This window comes from Nocardiopsis gilva YIM 90087 (assembly GCF_002263495.1).
Classification (GTDB): Bacteria; Actinomycetota; Actinomycetes; order Streptosporangiales; family Streptosporangiaceae; genus Nocardiopsis_C; species Nocardiopsis_C gilva.
On sequence record NZ_CP022753.1, the window covers coordinates 5,954,973 to 5,973,074 of the forward strand.

The 18,102-nt window shown below is 64.0% G+C and carries 12 protein-coding genes; 9 read left to right on the forward strand and 3 right to left on the reverse strand.

Features of this window, described 5'->3' with window-relative positions:
• Positions 1–30: 30 nt before the first annotated feature.
• The 9 genes from CDO52_RS26070 to CDO52_RS27885 all read left to right on the forward strand — a co-directional run bounded on the left by CDO52_RS26070 (position 31) and on the right by CDO52_RS27885 (position 14,917).
• Positions 31–195: an FxLD family lanthipeptide gene (locus CDO52_RS26070; RefSeq protein ID WP_017618482.1), complete on the forward strand. Its 165-nt coding sequence runs from the start codon at positions 31–33 to the stop codon at positions 193–195.
• Between the two features lie 97 nt (positions 196–292).
• Positions 293–3,346 carry a lantibiotic dehydratase gene (locus CDO52_RS26075; RefSeq protein ID WP_094932769.1) on the forward strand — a complete coding sequence of 1,018 codons (3,054 nt, stop codon included), beginning with the start codon at positions 293–295 and terminating at the stop codon, positions 3,344–3,346.
• A complete protein-coding gene (locus tag CDO52_RS26080; protein WP_051060717.1) occupies positions 3,343–4,575 on the forward strand; it encodes a lanthionine synthetase C family protein in 1,233 nt (410 codons plus the stop codon). Before CDO52_RS26075 ends, CDO52_RS26080 begins: the two co-directional genes overlap by 4 nt.
• Positions 4,576–4,607: 32 nt before the next feature.
• Positions 4,608–5,606, forward strand: a complete 999-nt coding sequence (locus CDO52_RS26085) for a thiopeptide-type bacteriocin biosynthesis protein (RefSeq protein WP_017618479.1) — start codon at positions 4,608–4,610, stop codon at positions 5,604–5,606.
• Positions 5,607–6,201: 595 nt separating this feature from the next.
• Positions 6,202–7,779, forward strand: a complete 1,578-nt coding sequence (locus tag CDO52_RS26090) for a type I restriction-modification system subunit M (protein ID WP_017618478.1) — start codon at positions 6,202–6,204, stop codon at positions 7,777–7,779.
• The gene (locus CDO52_RS26095) at positions 7,772–8,938 is read left to right on the forward strand and encodes a restriction endonuclease subunit S (RefSeq protein WP_017618477.1); all 1,167 of its coding nucleotides are present in this window, start codon (positions 7,772–7,774) and stop codon (positions 8,936–8,938) included. The genes CDO52_RS26090 and CDO52_RS26095 overlap by 8 nt, the downstream gene beginning before the upstream one ends.
• A 3-nt stretch (positions 8,939–8,941) precedes the next feature.
• Complete coding sequence (locus CDO52_RS26100; protein ID WP_017618476.1) at positions 8,942–12,019, forward strand: type I restriction endonuclease subunit R; 3,078 nt, start codon at positions 8,942–8,944, stop codon at positions 12,017–12,019.
• Positions 12,020–12,529: 510 nt separating this feature from the next.
• The gene (locus tag CDO52_RS28980; protein WP_232524331.1) at positions 12,530–12,754 is read left to right on the forward strand and encodes a hypothetical protein; all 225 of its coding nucleotides are present in this window, start codon (positions 12,530–12,532) and stop codon (positions 12,752–12,754) included.
• Positions 12,755–13,555: 801 nt separating this feature from the next.
• Entirely contained in the window at positions 13,556–14,917 is a 1,362-nt protein-coding gene (locus CDO52_RS27885; RefSeq protein ID WP_152471597.1) for a hypothetical protein, read from the forward strand.
• 1,359 nt (positions 14,918–16,276) lie between these two features.
• Here CDO52_RS27885 and CDO52_RS29180 read toward each other — a convergent pair.
• From CDO52_RS29180 to CDO52_RS26115, 3 genes are all read right to left on the reverse strand, one after another.
• A complete protein-coding gene (locus CDO52_RS29180) occupies positions 16,277–16,399 on the reverse strand; it encodes a hypothetical protein (RefSeq protein WP_017618474.1) in 123 nt (40 codons plus the stop codon).
• A 386-nt stretch (positions 16,400–16,785) separates the two neighbouring features.
• On the reverse strand, positions 16,786–16,980 hold the full coding sequence (locus CDO52_RS26110; protein ID WP_026125760.1) for a DUF397 domain-containing protein: 195 nt from the start codon (positions 16,978–16,980) through the stop codon (positions 16,786–16,788).
• Complete coding sequence (locus tag CDO52_RS26115; RefSeq protein WP_017618472.1) at positions 16,980–17,831, reverse strand: helix-turn-helix domain-containing protein; 852 nt, start codon at positions 17,829–17,831, stop codon at positions 16,980–16,982. Before CDO52_RS26115 ends, CDO52_RS26110 begins: the two co-directional genes overlap by 1 nt.
• Between the last annotated feature and the right edge of the window lie 271 nt (positions 17,832–18,102).

The window sequence follows — 18,102 nt, forward strand, 5'->3', positions numbered from 1 at the left end:
ACACCACCACAGGTAAGGAGAGTGATTCCCATGGCTACCTCCACCCCTATTGACGACGAGTTCGCTCTCAACGTCGAGGTCGTAGTGTCCACACACCCCAACGGCAAGCTCATGTGCAACACCGGTGACGGGTGCGGCAATACCTGCCAGCAGGGGGCTTCGGCCTGCAACTCCTTCGTGGGCGACCCCGCCTGAGGCGCCCGTGCCCCAGGGGTGGGTCGGAACCCCGCTTCGGACCCACCCCCGCACATCCCGCCCCACGAATGGAGTTGAGGACGAAACGAGGGCAACCATGTCGAAGCGATCCCCGTACGGCTACCGCTGGAGCGGCGCAGCACAGCTACGCGCCAGCACCACCCCACACGACCTCACCGTCCCCCACGACCCCTTCGACGACGCCTCCATCACACCGGGGCGTGAGTGGCTGGCCAGCGTCTGGGAGCGCGAGGAGGTCCGCGATGCCCTGGCCACGGTCAACCCCGCCTTGTGCGACCACATCACCACCACCCTGTCGAGGCAGGACGCCACCCCGCGCCGCGTGCGCAAGACGGTGCTCTCGCTGGTCGCCTACCTGCTCCGCTGGCAGCGCCCGACCCCGCTGGCGACATTCGCGGGAGTCGCCTCCCTCTCCATCGGGGACCATCCCGATGCTGTGCGGGGCACCGACCATCGCATCGTCGCGCGCCCCGACTCCGACTGGCTGTCCGATGTCATCGACCGCCTGCACGGATGCCGAGCCCTGCTGGAGCGGCTGAGAGTGGTGACGGACAACACCGGCCACGTCCGCGGGGAACGGTTCGTGACGTCCGGGCACTCAGCCGACGGCCAGACACACCTGGCCGCACCCGAAGAGGTTTCCATCAGTCACAGCCCGCCGGTGGCCGCTGCTCTGGACGCCGCGCGCACCCCCGTGCCCTACGCCCAGTTGCGCGACCTGCTCGCCCAGCGCTTCCCGAAGGCGGACCCCGCGCGCATCATGGCGATGCTCGATGACCTCATCGCCCACCGCGTGCTGCTCACCAGCCTGTGGGCACCGATGACCCGCATAGACGCACTGGGGCATGTGTGTGAGGAACTCGCGGCAGCCAATGCCCAGGACATCGACGAGATCGCCGACGTGGTGGAGCGGCTGGAAGCGATCCACCGGCAGCTCATCCGCCCGACCCCGACCACCCTGCGGGAGCGTACGGCCCCTGTCATCGACCAGATGCACACGCTCACGGGCATCGCCCCCACGCCGCTCACCGTAGACACGATCGTGGACTGCCAAGTGCGCCTGCCCCACCACGTGGTGCGCGCCGCGGAGGAGGCCGCCGATGTGCTCACCCGCCTGAGCTCCCACCCCTTCGGCGCACCGCCCTGGCGCGACTACCACGCCCGTTTCCGCGAACGGTACGGCCCCGGTGCGCTCGTTCCCGTACTCGACCTGGTCAGTGACAGCGGCCTGGGCCTGCCTGCCGGATACCTGGGCTCCGGGCGCGGACGCACGCCGCGGCCCCTGACCGACCGCGACACCGCCCTGCTCGCCCTTGTCCAGAGAGCTATGGCCAAGGGCAGCGATGAGATCGTCCTCACCGAGCCCCTCATCGACGAACTCGCCCCCGAGGACGACGTCCTGACCGTGCCTCGCGTCGAGCTATGCGGAGAGATCCATGCCGCCACACTCCATGCGCTCGCAGAGGGGGACTTCAGCCTCGTCGTGACCGCAGCACCGCGCCCGACCAGCAGCATGGCCGGGCGATTCGCTCACCTGCTGCCCGACGACGACCAGCAACGACTCGCCGCCTCCTATCACAGCCCGCAGCCCGACACGCTGGTCGCGCAGCTGTCGTTTCCGCCACGCAAGCGCCGAAACGCCAACATCGCCCGCACCACACGCCTACTGCCCTGGGCCATCCCACTGGCCGAACACCACTCGACCGGTCCCGACGTGATCCCGCTTTCCGACCTCGCCGTCACCGCCGATGCCCGCCACTTCCACTTGCTGCGGATCTCCACCGGCCAGCGCGTTGAAGCCCACGTCACCCACGCCCTGGAACCCGCAACCCACACCCCGCCCCTGGCCCGCTTCCTCGCCGAGATCACGCACAGCCGTTGCGCCGCCTATGGCCCCTTCGACTTCGGCGCCGCCGCGCACCTGCCCTACCTACCCCGGGTGCGCTACAACACCACGATCCTTTCCGCCGCTCGGTGGCTGCTCGACGCCGACAACCTTCCTCGCGCCACCGCGCCCACTCCCGAGTGGGAGGAGAGCTTCACCCGATGGCGTCGACACTGGCGTGTCCCCGACCAAGTCGCGCTGGTGGAGCACGATCGGCGGCTTCCGCTGAACCTGTCACACCCCGTTCACCGCCGACTGCTGCGCCAGCGGCTGGGCACCCACGACTGGGTGGAGCTGCGGGAGGCCGCAGCTCCAGAGCAGATGGGCTGGCTCGGTCATCCGCACGAGGCGCTGTTCACCCTGACACGCCCCGAGCCCATCACCCCGCCGCCCCTAATCCCGCTCCCCGTACGTCCGGTCAGCACCCAGGAGGCCCATCTGCCCGGGGGAGACGTCGTGCATGCCCAGCTTTATGCCCACCCCCAGCGTTTCGACGAGATCATCACCGCCTATCTGCCCGAGCTGGGGTGCCTCCTCCACGCGCGCGACGCGTGGTGGTTCCATCGGCACTGCGACATGACGCGCCGGGATACGGATCAGTACCTGGCCTTCTACCTTCGCGTTCCTCCCGCCCTCTCCTACGGACAAGCCGTCGAGACCGTGCACACCTGGGCTCAAGACCTGCGCCGCCATCGCCTGCTGTCTCGCCTGGCTCTGGCCACCTACCAGCCGCAGACCGGGCGCTATGGGTACGGCCCGGCGCTACAGGCAGCCGAGGAGGTGTTCGCCGCCGACTCAGCCGCCGCCGTTGCACAGATCCGCGCGGCCCGCCGCTCGCACACCGCTCCCCAGCCCCTGGCGGCGGCCAGCATGGTCGACCTCGTCACGTCCTTCACCGACCACGGACTTCAATGGCTGTCCGACGACATGCCCCACACTGCCGGCCCCGTGGACCAATCCCTCCGCCGCCAGGCCCTGCACTTGGCCGCCCCCGATGGCGACCGCACCGCCCTATACGCCCTGAATAGCGGCGATGAGGTGGCCGCCGCATGGCAGACCCGCGCCGCCGCCCTGGCCGACTACCACAAGCACTTGGCTTCCGAGCGAGACCCGCACACGGTCCTGCGGTCCCTGCTCCACCTCCACCACGTGCGCGCGCTCGGCGTCAGCCCCAACCAGGAGACCCTCACCATCCGGACCGCACGCGTTGTCGCTCGCTCCCACACCGCGCGGACGGCACGATGAACGCCTCCTCCATACCAGCGACTGACCCGGCCGCCGTGCTCGACCGCCTCGTCCAACGCTTGTCCGCCCCGCATCCCCCGAACGCACCGGGCGAGGGGCAGTCCCTAGCCCAAGGCGCAGCGGGAACCGCCCTGCTGCACATCGAACGCGCTCACACCCGGCAGGGCACCTGGGACCAGGCTCACCGCTGGATCACCGCAGCGACCACCGGGCAGGTCAGCGCCGCCGACACCACCGGCCTGTTCCTGGGTGCACCCGCCATCGCCTTCATGCTGCACGCCGCAGCCGCCGGTACCTCCCGCTATGCCGACGCCCTGTCCACCGTGGACCACCACGTGTCGGCCCTCGCCCACCGGCGCGTCCACAACGCCATGAGCCGTATCCACAGCGGCGCCTTGGCCACCTTCGGCGAGTACGACGTGTTCTACGGGCTCACCGGAATCGGCGCCTACCTCCTGCACCGCGACCCCAGCAGTAGTGCCCTGCAACGCGTCCTGGACTACCTGGTTGCGCTCACCCGCCCCGTGATGGCTAACGGTCAGACCCGGCCCGGCTGGTGGGTCGCCCACGACCCCCATCGCCGCACTTCACCTCACTTCCCCGGCGGGCACGGCAATCTCGGCGTCGCCCACGGCATCACCGGCCCGTTGCTGCTGCTCAGCCAGGCCCTGCGGCGTGGAGTCACCGTGGACGGCCACCAGGAGGCCATCACCACCATCAGCGCCCACCTCGACCACTGGCAACAGAACACAGACCCCGGCCCCTGGTGGCCCGAGCACCTCACCGCCCACGATCTGGCCACCGGAACCACCCACCAACCCGGCCCAACGCGCCCCTCCTGGTGCTACGGCACCCCCGGGATCGCCCGCGCCGGACAACTCGCCGCGCTGGCCATCGGCGATACCCACCGGCAACGCTTCTTCGAATGCGCCCTCGACCGATGCCTGTCCGACCCCGTTCAGGTGGAGCGCCTCACCGACGCCAGCCTGTGTCACGGCTGGGCCGGCCTCTACCAGACCGTGTGGCGCATGGCTCGCGACGCCACCTTTCCGACCCTGGCCGACCACCTTCCCCGCCTGGCTGCCCAGCTGCTCCGCCACGCCGATCCCACGAACGTCACGGCTCCGGGACTCTTGGAAGGCCAGGCGGGCGCTGCCCTCCCCCTAATCACTTCCGTCGAAGATCGCGAACCGGTCTCTGGATGGGACGCATGCCTGCTGATCGACTGATCCACCCGCTTCAAGCCCCAACAGCAGAGGTCATGGAGCGCGCCGTCCTGCAGGTCCTTGGTGGAAACCCGCTGCCCGACGTGGCCGCGCACCTGAGGATGGATCCCACGGAGCTAGACACAGCAGTGGGGGTGTTCCGCTGCGGCGGACGCGACGCCCTCTGCCAGCGCGCCAGCGCCCGCTGGTGGCAGGTCTACGTCGAATTCACCGAATGGGAGACGGCTGAGTCCTACGCAGTGGACCATCTTGCTCCGCTCCTGCGACGTTGGGAAGCCGAGCAGGACATCACCGGCTGGTGGTTCATCCGCAAATACCCCTGCTGGAGACTGCGCCTGCGCCCGCGCGGCCCGCAGTCCCCAGCACGGATCCGCGCGGCCCTGGACGACCTGGTGAACGCCGGGCGGATCCGACGGTGGTGGACCGGCATCTACGAACCGGAAACCGCCGCGTTCGGAGGACATGTCGGCATCGCGATCGCTCACAACCTCTTCCACGCCGACAGCAGGGCGGTCCTGGACCTCTCCACGCGCGATCACACCACGATTGGCCGCCGTGAACTGTCCATCCTGCTCTGCACAGCGCTGATGCGCGGCGCTGGCCTCGAATGGTACGAACAGGGCGACGTGTGGGACCGCGTCCGCCACGAACGCCCCACCCCGCCGGACGTCACCCCTGAACGGCTTCGCCCTATGGTCAATGCCCTACAGACACTGCTGCTGGCCGATACCGCCCCCGATGGGCTCATGTTCGGTCCGGACGGCCCTCTGAAATTCGCTGCAACCTGGGCCACCGCCTCCGACCAGGCGGGTCGGGATCTGAGGGCGGCGGTCCGTAACGGCACACTCGAACGGGGTTTGCGTCGCATCTTGTCCTACCTAGTGATCTTCCACTGGAATCGCCTCGGCCTCTCAGGGCGGGACCAGAGCGCGCTGTCCTGGGCTGCACGCACCGCAATTCTGGACGCGCCTACCCCAAACCATGATGGTCCAGGAGGCAACCTCCCACAGGCACCGCCGGAAGCTGTCGGGTGATCCTGACCAGGCGTACCGTGCTCCCACGTAACAACGACGCGGAGCGCATCCGTCCATCCGCGGCCGTTCCCCACCGAGTCGGCAGGCCCGGTGCACCACCAAGGGTGCACGCCGGACATGCGACTGGCAATCTGAATACGCCTGGCTATGAGACGCGCACCCGGGAAATCAGTAGGCGCTGAGCACCAATAGCCCTCTTCGGGGGACGTGACCGAGGCTTCAAGGGGACCCCAGACAAGCGGTCAATCCGGTAGCCGTCGGCTGACGATCAGCGCAACGATACCCCGGCGGCGCCCAGGAACATGGCGCAGCCTGCTGCCCGGGCCGCCAGCATGCGGTTCGGGCAGCCCTGCTTCGCGGAAACCGCGCCTGACATTATCGGGCGCATCCCTCTTTGGAGACTAATGCGAAGTATCGCACTCCCCTCACCTGCACACCTCCGTGATCGCCTGGACTTTGTATCAGTCCGGCGCGTGTTCACCAAGCTGGACACACCTGTCGTGTACATGCCGGGCACGCCTTAAATTGGGTGACTAGCAGGAACACCACGACCTTCGGGTCGCCTCCCTTTGACGAACAAGGACACCCCCGACTGATGGCAGTGACCCAGCAGGAGATCGAGAGCCGGTTGTGGGACGCCGCCGACGAGCTGCGCGTAGCGATGCCCGAAGCGCAATACTCCTCGGTCGTCTTCCCGCTGATGTTCTGGAAGTACCTGTCGGACACCTGGGAGCATCACCACCAGGAGTTCCTGGCCGAAAACGAGGGCTTGGACGACCTCCTCTCGGCCGAGGAAGCCCGCGAGATCGAGTACCGCGACTACCAGTCGTTCGAGATCCCGGTCATCCACCCCGGCACCGTCCGGGAGCGTCGCGCCTCTTGGTCGTCCATCCTCGCCACCATTACCCAGCCTGGCCTCGGCCATCGGGTCCGCGCCTCCCTGCAGGCGATCGAGACGGCCAACCCTGACAAGTTCTCCCGCCTGTTCGGGTCCATGACCTGGACCTCCGAAGAGGTGCTGTCGGGGGAGGTGCTGGCGGCGGTCATGCAGGCGATGGACCGCACCCCGAAGATGCACGAGGGCAACATGTCCTACGACGTGCTCGGTGGGGCGTACGAGTACCTGCTGAAGCGGTTCTCCGACGGGTCCGGCACCCGCGCCGGCCAGTTCTTCACCCCGCGCGAGGTCGTCGAGCTGATCGTCGAGGTCCTTGACCCCAAGGGCTTCGAGTCGGTCTACGACCCGACCTGTGGGTCGGGCGGTATGCTCATCGCCTCCGCGAACCTTCTGAAGGCCCGCGGTGGGCGTGGTTACACGCTCAGATTGCACGGGCAGGAGGCCGTACCGGACACTGCGGGTGTGGCACGCATGAATCTCTTCATGCACAATCTCACCCAGTTCCAGATCGAGATCGGCGACACCCTGAAGGACCCGCGTTTCAATAAGCCGGACGGGTCCCTCGCGAAGTTCGATGTGATCGTCGCTAACCCGCCCTACAGTCTGAAGTGGAATCCCTGGACCAATGACCCGCGCGCCCTCGGCGGGGTCGCACCGCAGTCGTCGGCGGACTGGGCGTTCGTCCAGCACATGATCGCCAGCATGGGCCCGAAGAAGGGCCGTGCCGGCGTGGTCCTTCCCCACGGCGTCCTCTTCCGCGGCGGCCAGGAAGCAGCCATCCGCCAGCGCGTCCTGGATGACGACCTCCTCGAGGCCGTGATCGGCCTACCAGCGAACCTCTTCTATTCGACCTCCATCCCGACCTGCATTCTCGTGTTCCGTGCCCCCGGCACCAAAGCCGAGGAGCGCCGGAAGGGGGTACTGTTCATCGACGCCTCCAAGCGGTTCACCAAGAGCAAGAACCGGAACGTCCTGACCGAGGCGGACATCGCCGATGTGGTGACTGCCTACCACTCGAAGTTCGATTCCGAGGGCAACCCGGTCGACCCCGACGGCGACGGCGGAATCGCGGCGCGATTCGTCCCCGCCGCGGAGATCGTGGCGAACGGGTACGACCTCAACATCGGGCGGTACATCAAGCAGGCCGCCGTCGAGCAGGAAGATCTCGGCACCCTGATTGACGCCTACAACATCGCCCGAGCCGAGCGCCAGAAGAGCGAGCAGCGCATGCTCGCGGTCCTCGCCGATGCCGGAATCGAGGGCTTCGATGAGTGACTGGAAGCGGACCACCCTTGGGGAGGTGATGACCCAGGTTTCCCGCGCAGTCCGGGTCGAGGACCTGACCGAGGCTCGATATGCCGGGGTGCGCTGGCATGCCGGAGGAGTATACGAGCGTGAGACGGTTCCCGCTGAGAAGATCAAGGGCAAGACGCTCTACCGGATCAAGCATGATGACATCGTGTACAACCGGATGTGGGCGACCAAAGCCTCTTTCGGGGTTGTCAAGAACGACGCTGACGGCTGCTTTGTCACCAACGACTTCCCAGTGTTCAAGGTCAATCCCGAGGCGATCCTCCCGGAATATGTCGAGGCTATCTTCCACACCGCGTCGTTCCAGTCTGAGGCGTCAAGTCGAGCGGTCGGCACCACAGAGCGCCGACGCCTCCATGTACGGGACTTCGTGAACATCTCCGTCATGCTGCCGTCCCTACCGACACAGGAGCGGATCGTCGAGATCATCGGCGCGGTCGACGACCAGATAGCCGCACTTGAGGCTGAGGCCGAGGCCGTCGTCAGAGTCCGTACCGGCCTGGTCCGAAGGTCTGCCGATACCGGGCAGGTGCCCATCGGAAGCCTGGGGGTTGTGTCGCAGGGGAAGGGGCTCCCGAAGGAGTTCCAGGGCAAGCGAACGGGCGAGGTTTCTTGGTACAAGATTGCGGACATGGCCGGCCCGGGGAACGAGTTCGGCTACACCCTTGCCGATACGCGGCTTACCCCCTCGGAGGTGGCTGAGATTGGCGGTGTTGTGGTCGAGGCTGGCGCGGTGACATTCCCGAGGGTGGGGGCGGCAGTTCTCACTGAGAAGAAGCGGATTGTGGAGGTCCCCGGAGCGCTGGATGAGAACCACCTTGTCATCACGCCCGGGGAAGGGACGAACTCGGAGTACCTGCTGGCGGTCATGGAGAACTTCGCACTCTCGAGCCTGGTTCGACCGGGCGCCGTCCCTTCGCTGAACATGGGACTGATCCGTTCGACGGAGGTGCCTTGGAGCTGGACGGAAAACCAGTCCCTCGGGACTGCGCTAGGCGGGCTCCGAGCCGAATCTCGTGCGCTGGCGGCTGAGGCTGCCAGGCTTCGTACCGCCCGGGCAGCCCTGCTGTCGGGTCTACTGGATCGGAGCATCGACATCGAGTCCGCCGAGCCGGAGGTCTGATCCGTGGCGAAGGGCATCAGGGAGCGTGAGTTCCAGAACCTGATGATCCAGTGGTCCCTCCCAATGGGCTGGGAGTTCACCGCAGGCAGGTCGCTGGCGCGTGAAACGACGCAGACGGTGGTCGCCGGACAGCTGCGGGATGCCATCGTCCGGCTCAATCCTGGGGTGATCGACGGGTTCGACGTGGACGCAGTGGTCGAGGAGGTCGTCGCCACGGTCAACGTCGTCGAGGGCGGTCTGGTGCGGGCCAACGAGCAGGTGCTGCACCTGCTGCGCGGGCGCAAGGAGTTCCGGGACGCCGACGGTGTGTGGCATACCCTGAAGGTCATCGACTTCGAACACCCGACCGCCAACACCCTGGTCGTCTCGGACGAGGTGACCATCACCGTTCCCGGCAAGACCTCCCGCCGCTTCGACCTCGTGTACTGGGTCAACGGCCTGCCCCTAGTCGTGGTGGAGGTGAAATCCCCGACCGCGAAGTCCGCGTGGGCCGATGCCGCCCGCGAGATCAACGACGTTTACGCCACCGAGTACCCGTGGTTCTTCACCCCTAACGTCTTCGCCGTCGCCTCTGACGGGCTGAATCTGCGGTTCGGTGCTGCCGGAGCGCCCACGACCCTGTGGCATCCGTTCCGGTCCACTGCGGATGACGAGAACCTGTCCGGGCAGGCCGACGTGCAGCGCTCCGTCGAGCTGCTGATGAGCCCGGCCACGATCCTGGACATGCTCGCCAACTTCGTCCTCTTCGACACCTCCGGGGGTGGGGCGGACAACAAGTATCTTTCGCGCTATCCGCAGATGGAGGCCGCGCACCTGATCCACAAGCGGGTCCTGGAGGGCGGGGCGAAGGGCCTGATCTGGCACCACCAGGGGTCTGGGAAGACGCTGCTGATGGTGTTCACCGCCTCGCTGCTGCTGACCGACCCCCGTACCGAGTCGCCCACGATCATCCTGCTCTCGGACCGGCTCCAGCTCGTCCGGCAGACCTCGGGGGTGTTCACCTCCGCGATGGGGGACGCCTACTTCCACCAGCCCGCCACTGGTCGGGAGTTGCGTTCCCTGCTGGCCGACGACGTGCGCGGCGTCATCTCCACGACCGTCCACAAATTCGCCGACGCCGGCAAGAACCTGTCGACCCGGGGCAACATCATCGTGCTGGTCGACGAGGCACACCGCACGCAGTCCACCAGGTCGAAGTCCCTGGCCGGGCAGATGCGCGCAGCGTTGCCGAACGCGAAGTTCTTCGGCATGACCGGCACCCCCATCAGGAACCTCGCCACCGACACCTTCGCCCTCTTCGGCGAGCAGACCGACCCGGACAGGGTGCTGCACCGGTACTCGGTGTCCCGGTCCCTGCTGGATGGGGCGACCGTTCCGGTCATGCTGGACCCTCACCCGGTCTCCTTCGAGATGAACGACCAGGCGTTGCAGGCTGAGTTCGATCAGTTTGCCGATGACTTCGACCTCGACGATCCCGATCGTGAGGCCCTGTCCCGCAAGTTCGGGCGCCTCACCTCGGTGTTCGCTAGCCCCGACCGTATCCACGCGGTCTGTCAGCACATCGTGGACCACTACCTGTCTGGCGCTTACCGCAACGGCCTCAAGGCCCAGGTCGTCGCCTACAACCGTGAGCTGGCCGTGGCCTACACGGACAAGATCAACGAGCTGTTGGCCGGCTTTGAGGCGTCACAGGTGCTCGATGAAGTCGGGAAGCATGATCGGATCACCGCCGAGGTGAACATCTCCGTCTCGGATTCCAAGGACGAAAACCCCGCCATGCGGCCGTTCCAGCTCTCGGAGGCCGAGGAGGAGGAGCAGAAGCGGCGGTTCCTCACCCCGGACGACCCGCTGTGCTTCCTGGTGGTGACCGCGAAGCTGATGACCGGGTTCGACGCCCCCAACGAGGGCGGCCTCTACCTGGACAAGCCGCTGAAGGCCCACACCTTGTTCCAGACGATCACCCGACCGAACCGCCCCTGGGTGTCCCCGACCGGGTTCGTGAAGACCTCCGGCGTGGTCGTGGACTACATCGGCCTAGCCGAAGAGGTCCAGCGGGCCGTCGCTGACCCCACCTCGAAGGGAGCCGGTAAGGGTGGCGGGTTCGTCACCGACCTGACCGAGCTGGTCGCCGAGTTCCGCACCACCTTCGCCCGAATCGAAGATCTCCTCGCGGACGTGGACGGCCTGGACCTCACGGTCCATGGGTACGAGTCCGTGCGAGCCATCAACGTCTTCTTGGACGCCAACCCTGGCGCCGCCGAGGCGTTCGCCAAGGACTACCGGCTCCTGGCCCGCCTGTACCCGCTCATCAATACCGACAAGCGCATCGCCAAGTACCGGGACGGCATCGGGCTGTTCGGGTCGGTGTACACGACCCTTTTCAAGAAGTCCTCCGAGGAGGAGAGGAAGGAACGGCTGAGCGAGCTGGGGCCGATGGTCCTGGAGATCATCAACGCCCACGTCCACTCCTTCTCCGTGGTCGCCTCCCAAAGGGAATCCCTCGTACTGGACGCCCGGGGAATCGCCCTGCTCAAGGAGCTAATGTCCCTCGTCCGCCCCAAGCCAGGCAAGGACGACAGCGACGACAAGACGCCGCCGTCCGCGGCGGAGATCCTGGACCACATCAAGGCCGCCCTCGAAAAGGGCGTCGAACCGGAGTCGGCGAAGTACACCGCCCTTGCGGAGCGGATCAAGCTGCTGCGGGACCGGATCATCCAGAACGCCCAGGACGCCCTGGAGTTCCTGTCCGAAGCTCTCCGGGTCGCCCGCGCCATCGTGGACGCCGAGAAACACCCCGACGAAGCTGTCGTCGTGCTGGACGACGACCACGTGGGTGTCCTGTCGCGGATCATCCACGACCACGCACCGTCCGGCCTCACAGTCACGGAGAGGAACCTGGCCGAAGAGATCGACCAGGTGGTCACCCGCACCCTCGCCCGGTCGTGGGACAACGCCGAGGCTCGCAAACGAGGCGTCCGCCGCGCCACCGCTGCGGTCTTCCGCCGGTACAGGTTGAAGCCGGTGGGTGAGCCGTATGACTCCACTGTCGCCTACATCGAAGCCCACTACCTCGTTGACTGACGAATGCACGTGGCCCGGCAACCTATGGCCGTTGCCGGGCCACGTCGCGTTGTTCGGGCCCTGACCTATTCCCTGAGCCGCAGAAAGCTCGAATGCGGCAAGTGCCCGAACAGCATCGTTCGGGCACAGCAACAGACCTGCGCCGAGGCGCATAGACACCTCCGGTGACATCGCCGCAGGTCGGCCCTCGTCCGAAGGTTCTCGTCGAGGTGAGCGTCCATTGGGGCTGATCGCGCCGCGAACGGCAGCGCCGGGTCTTGGGAAGGGCCTTCATGCCGATTACCGCCACCGCATCCGTGCAGGACACTGGGCCGTTGGGGCTGGTCCGGCCCCGCCCGCGGAGTCCACCGAGCCCACGCGGGTGTTCGGGGGCGCACACACGCCACCAGCGCCCCCGTGGGGGTACATGCGCCCCGGGCAGGCGAACAGCCTGTAGGCGGCCGTCGGGGCGGCGCAGGGGCGGCCGCGAAGGGTCTGTTCGCGACACTGCGGGCGGCGGGGGTGGGCCGGGTGTTCGGGGCGGTGGACGCCCGGGTGTCGGTGGTGTCGCTGCCGGGCAGGATCACCGTGTGGGTGCGCGGCGGGACGTTCACCTGGCGGGACGCCGACGGGCGCCACCAGACCCACGCCTGGACGGACCCTCAGGGGGAGCCCAACCAAGCGGTCAAGCCGGCGCGCGCCGCCAACTCCACGTCCGCGCGACGCTGCCTCTACGTTCCCCAGGAAGGTGAATGATTGTGTCCGGGACGTCCTGCTCCCGGACACAATTTCAGCTTGGGAAACCGAGAGCCGGCCTTCCGGATTTCCTGCGGCTTCCTGGCCTGCGGTTTTCAGGCTGGTAACCCTTCATTCCCGCGGCTATCCGTCGTTCACCGTCCTGTGTGGCACGTGCGGGCACGGAAGCGGGGAGACTGGGCGGAAGGCAGAGCGTTCTCGGGCCTCCTCCCCGATGGTTGCGGGAGTCGAGGCGACGGCGATTAGTCCTACCGGCCTGTGCCCCCTCAGTTCCACATCTCCTTTCCGGCGCATTGGACGGGGCCGACCGTTCTGGTCCTGCCCCTGTCTGCGGTGGGCTTCCGCATCGATGCGGCCATCCGAAGCCTCCGCAATGACTGAGCGCTGCGCCCTGCCACGGCGGACCGGGAAGCCTCCTCACTGCGTAGAGGAGGGCGGATACCAGGCCCGGCCAGCTCGCGCCGTGATCGCGGGCCAGCCGCCCGCAGTAACCAGTGCGGTGGGCAGGACGGTACCGGCCCGAGGTCCCCGACAGCGCCGTGGCGGCCACCCAGGACAGTCACACTCCACTGTCGGGTGCCTCGGGATCGCAGCAGGTCAGGAACCAAGGTGCCAGAAAAAGTGGTGTAGATGCGCGCTCTGGGTCACCATGGACCTAGCTGGCACCCCTGATTCCCTGCTCACTCTGTGGGGGTGCCTTCACAACAGCTATACGCGTCCGAAGGCGGCTGCGGCGGCGCTTGCACCGCTTCCTCTATCCCTTACAGTCCAACTCGGAATACATATAGCAGGAGGAAAGAAATGGGAGACCCGAGGAAGATATTTCTTTTTCTGGGGACATTTTCTCAGGAGGGCTTGCGGAGCAAGCTCAATGTAACGGATGTTTGGTACGTTACCAAACGCATGGAATCGTCCCCCGAAAACTGGGAGAAAATAGCCAAAATACTCGAAAATCCAAACCTTGTCGGCGTACTTGGAAAGTTTGGCCGAGGGGCCTATCTGCGAATGGGGTCCGATGAGCACTTGGAAGTCGCCAATGGAATGCTCGAGAATCTGAGCAAGGTGCCACACATCATTTTTATTCACGAAGACATAATAAACGGTGATGCGGCCAGGAATTACGTGGAGCCATTGCCTGTTGCCGATGCAAAGGGAGAGCTGTACAGAACTTCATTCGATGCCTGCATGTCCCAGATTCCAGAAGAAAAGACGATCATTACAAATGATTTGCTAAAAAAGCACGAGATTCAAGTGGCCTCCTATAAGAAGAATTCTGAACTCTACGTTCTCGCAGATTCATTCATTGAAGACTTGGAGAATAATCTCCTTTTCAGGATTTACGTGCCAAAGGGAAGGTTGTACTCAAATGAAATGTCGCGCCTCCTAGATCTTTTTCGGGAGTGGTTGACAACAGTCAAGAAAGAAAAGATTAGACAAGATGGATACAAGACAAGCCGGGGGCAAGTCTTTGAATTTTTCAGTGAACGGAATCTCGGAAAAGAGGAGGTAGCTGAAGAAATTCGGGAGTTTGGTCGATTTCTTGACCTTTGTGACTACCCAGATGAAGCCGCCCTTGTACTTCAAGGAATAGGAGTTGAGAAGAGCGGTGCAACCGAACTCGTGGGGAGGTACGCCAAGGAAGTTCGGCGCTTGAGAATTGATATTAAACAGGAGAGGGAGCAAAGGGTTATGCAAATTAGGCATCGCATGGAGTCTGAAATTGTAGATGAAGCAGACAGGCCTGAGATTCACTGGAGGGCAGTGAGCAACCTGGTGGCAAGTATGATCCCCGAAGTTCCTGGCGATCTTACAAATCTGATGACACGTTATGCGATAGACGAGAATAGCGAGCGGACTCCGATTCAGATAAATCAACAAATAATAGGTCGGGCATGCGGAGAAGTTAGCCAAAATGTTGCCGGCACGCAGCATTTTGGGCCGGACGCGCAAGCTCTAATTGAAATGATTCGCAACCATGGTGGAGCTGAGGAGGCAGAGCTTGTTGCCTCCGTCCATGAAGTTTCCGACGAAGAAGCTAGGATGTCGGATCGCCTGACAGCAAAGCATAAAATCAAGAGATTTCTTCTTCGGGCAAGAGACAATGTTGAAACAACGGCATACAGTCTGGCGCAATCATATATTGAATCTCAGATGGGACTTTAGTCCTCTATTCGTATCAGATGTCTTTCATCTCGAACCAGGTCTTGCGGCCTGAGAGGGTGCCGTGGCTGCCCTTGCCTGTCTGCCGCTGCGTCTTTCGAAATTCCGTTGCTGTACGCTCGTGTGCACGCCCAACGCGGGGGCAGGTCGATCAGCCCTTAACCCGCGCTCGGCACAGCCAGGAGTGGTGCGCTTGACCAGTACGGAATCGCCTACCGGTTTTCCGAGAGCATTGCTGGGCGCGACTTGAATCCGTTCACCGTACTCGCCGTGATCGTCTTCGCCCTAAATCCCGTTGTTCCGGGTCTTCATGACGGTAATCCCGAAGTCGATTGACAGGAGATCCATCCACCGTATCGGTTCGCCCGGGCTGTAGAAATTACCTCTAAGTTGTCGTTTTGGCAGTTTGATGATTGGCCTTCCAGGGACACCGTAGCTGAGTTCCAAGCCTGGCTGGAAAGACGGACCGGCCTGCGCATGGGGGGCGGTTACCCCGCCTCTGTCAAGAAACTCCTCATTGCGTGAATGTGCGACTAATCGATCCCATTACGTGCAACGCATCCCGGGGCTCACATTGTTCTTTTCTGCTGACCTTCGGCGCGAGCGAAGTGAGAACCCCCACCTGCTCTCTCACCTCGGGGTGCATTTCCTTGATTCCGATGCCTGTCGCTTCGTAGCCCCCGAACGCGGCATCTGGAGCATCTTTCCGCCACTGAGGGTGGCTGAGAGAAAGTACTGTTGGCCCGCTAACTCCCTGACTATCGAAGATGCCACAGGCTTCCTCATCGGATCTGCTGTTTCAGCTGCATATGATGACGCGGTGCACGGGAACGGTGCGCCGAGCAGGCCCCATTTACCTCCCCGCGAATTTGAGACTGACGACCACATATCGTTCTTCAACGAAGAACTGGCAAGGGCTATCGGAATCCCTCTGTCATGGTCAGCATGAGCGGAACCTGATGACCGGCTCGGCGGCTGGCAGGCGCCCCGCAGCTCAAGAAAGCATCGCCTCCTGCTGGTAATCCTGATACCCTTCCACGCAGTGTTCAAGCACGGCAGGTAACGATTAGCCCTAGTGTTGTCCCCTTAATGCTCAGAGCTCGATTCGATCGTGCGAAACTCGGTGTCTTGCCGCTCTTCGGCGGCTGAGCGAGCGATTTCGTAGGAGACGTAGCTGTCGCGGTCACCGTGAGTGACCAGGTCAGGTACCTGGGAGCGACCAAATTCCTTCATTAGGTCGTAGCGAGAGAGTTCTTGCCACAGCACCTGTCCGATCGGAAACTCGCCATCGATCAGTAGACGGCCCTGCTCGTGCAGCTTGCGCTGTCGGTCTGATCCGAAGTTCGCCTTTCTCTAGGGAAGCTAGGGGTGGAGGAAGGTGTGATCAAGGTCGAAGACCGGGCTCCACAGCACGAGGGAAGCGAGCTGCTTCTCCAGGACTGACAGCATCAGTGCGGTTGGGACGGCCCCAAAGCTGGCGGCCACAATAGTAATCAGCCCAGGAGCCGCTCAGTTGCGTGCTTTACGACAGCTTGGAGATCCAGCGTCTTTCCGACAATGGTCACCCCTTCTGGGGCGCTGCCGCTCTTACCGTGTCAGCAGAAGGAGAACCGGGTGACAGCGAATCCTGCTATGGCGAGCTGCTCCGCCAGCCGAACAAACATCCCCCTCGTCTTTATCAGCAGCAATGCCGTGCGCCCAGGTGATTTTCCCTCGTGTTGTGCCTGTCATTGCAAGGTGCAGGACTACGTCGAGCCGAACCCCATCAAGGGTATGCACCTCGAACGAGTTCATAGAGAAATCCCTGGTCGGGGGATCGCTTCCGGGGAGCGGAGGCCGGCGATCGGTCACCGTATACGCCGAATATCAGATCAGAGTTCGTCGTTCTTCACTCCAGAGAGGAAGGAACGCCACTCCGCAGAGGTGAAGAAGAGGGCATCGAGATGGCGGTTCATGCTGTCGCGCACACTGGTCACTCTGCCTTCCGCGACTTCGACGCAGTTATTGGCACCTGCGCTGTAGCTGCTTTTATGCCACACCGCCGACGCCCGGTCCTGCTGAGACATCAGGGCGCCTCCTGACTGAGTTCATTAATCCGTCGCTCTATAAGGAGCATGCTTTCACGCGTCCCGAGCGCGGCTACTTGCAGCTTGTTGAAGACCAACTCGTACACGCTGGTGTGCTGGGGACGATCCCAGAAGTCGGAACCGGTCAGATCCTCCAAGTAGACGTAGGTCGACTCTACTTCCCTCAGATGGAGCAGGGTGAAGCCGACCCCCATCGCCGCATGCTCGCCAGAGTCGTAGTGGAGGATCTGGAGGTCTATATGTGGGAGCTGAGCGAGCTTGTGCAGGTGGGACAGCTGGTCGCGGAGAGCTGCTCGGCCTCCGACAGCGCGGTGCAGGGCGCCTTCACCCAGGATGAGCGACACGTTCGGTGGTTGATCTCGGTGGAGAATCGCAGCCCGGTCCATTCGGCCCTTGACGATGCGCGCGATGTCAGCCGGAGCGTTAGTCACGGAAGTCGAGCAGAGCGCCCTAGCGTAGGCCTCGGTCTCGAAGAGTGCCGGGATCAGCTCTTCATAGAAGATCTTCAGCTCGTCAGCTCCAGCTTCCATGCTGACGAACCCTCGAGCGAAGTCGGGCACCTTCCCATATGAGCCACGCTTGCGAGCGGAAGCTGCGAGATCCCGAAAACCACGAGCCTCATCACCGGACAGCTTGAACAGCCTTACAAGCTTGTTCGCCTCTGCAGCACTAAGCGTGCTGTAGCCCAGCTCGATCTTGCTGACCTTGGACAGACCGCACCCCAAGGCATGGGCGATGTCCTCGCGGGAGACGGATCCAGAGGCCTCACGGAGGCGGCGGATCTCCCTACCAAGTTGCAAGCGAAGCACCTGCGGCCCCGGGTTCACCATCGTCGTTCTGCCTCCTGCAGCTGCTAGTACGGAGGCAACCGTACTCGATAACGCCTGGCAGTGAACCAGATCAGTGTATAAGTGGAAATTCTACTTGACTTTCCATTGGCAAAGCAGTTACCTGGACTCAAGGCTAGTCAGCCTGCGGCGTAGCCGCAGGCGAACCAGCACTCAGGCCCATGCCTCACAGAGGAGATCTGATGTCTCCGTCACACACAGCAGGCGAGACCCGTCGCTCTCTAACCGCTCGACTCCAGGCCGAGATTCTCAG

What these genes read in the sequence shown, in the direction of transcription:
- CDO52_RS26070 (WP_017618482.1), top strand. Translation starts at nt 31, where the DNA reads ATGGCTACCTCCACCCCTATTGACGACGAGTTCGCTCTCAACGTCGAG.
- CDO52_RS26115 (WP_017618472.1), bottom strand. Translation starts at nt 17,831, where the DNA reads ATGGTGAACCCGGGGCCGCAGGTGCTTCGCTTGCAACTTGGTAGGGAG.
- CDO52_RS26095 (WP_017618477.1), top strand. Translation starts at nt 7,772, where the DNA reads ATGAGTGACTGGAAGCGGACCACCCTTGGGGAGGTGATGACCCAGGTT.
- CDO52_RS26090 (WP_017618478.1), top strand. Translation starts at nt 6,202, where the DNA reads ATGGCAGTGACCCAGCAGGAGATCGAGAGCCGGTTGTGGGACGCCGCC.
- CDO52_RS26085 (WP_017618479.1), top strand. Translation starts at nt 4,608, where the DNA reads ATGGAGCGCGCCGTCCTGCAGGTCCTTGGTGGAAACCCGCTGCCCGAC.
- CDO52_RS26080 (WP_051060717.1), top strand. Translation starts at nt 3,343, where the DNA reads ATGAACGCCTCCTCCATACCAGCGACTGACCCGGCCGCCGTGCTCGAC.
- CDO52_RS27885 (WP_152471597.1), top strand. Translation starts at nt 13,556, where the DNA reads ATGGGAGACCCGAGGAAGATATTTCTTTTTCTGGGGACATTTTCTCAG.
- CDO52_RS26110 (WP_026125760.1), bottom strand. Translation starts at nt 16,980, where the DNA reads ATGTCTCAGCAGGACCGGGCGTCGGCGGTGTGGCATAAAAGCAGCTAC.
- CDO52_RS26075 (WP_094932769.1), top strand. Translation starts at nt 293, where the DNA reads ATGTCGAAGCGATCCCCGTACGGCTACCGCTGGAGCGGCGCAGCACAG.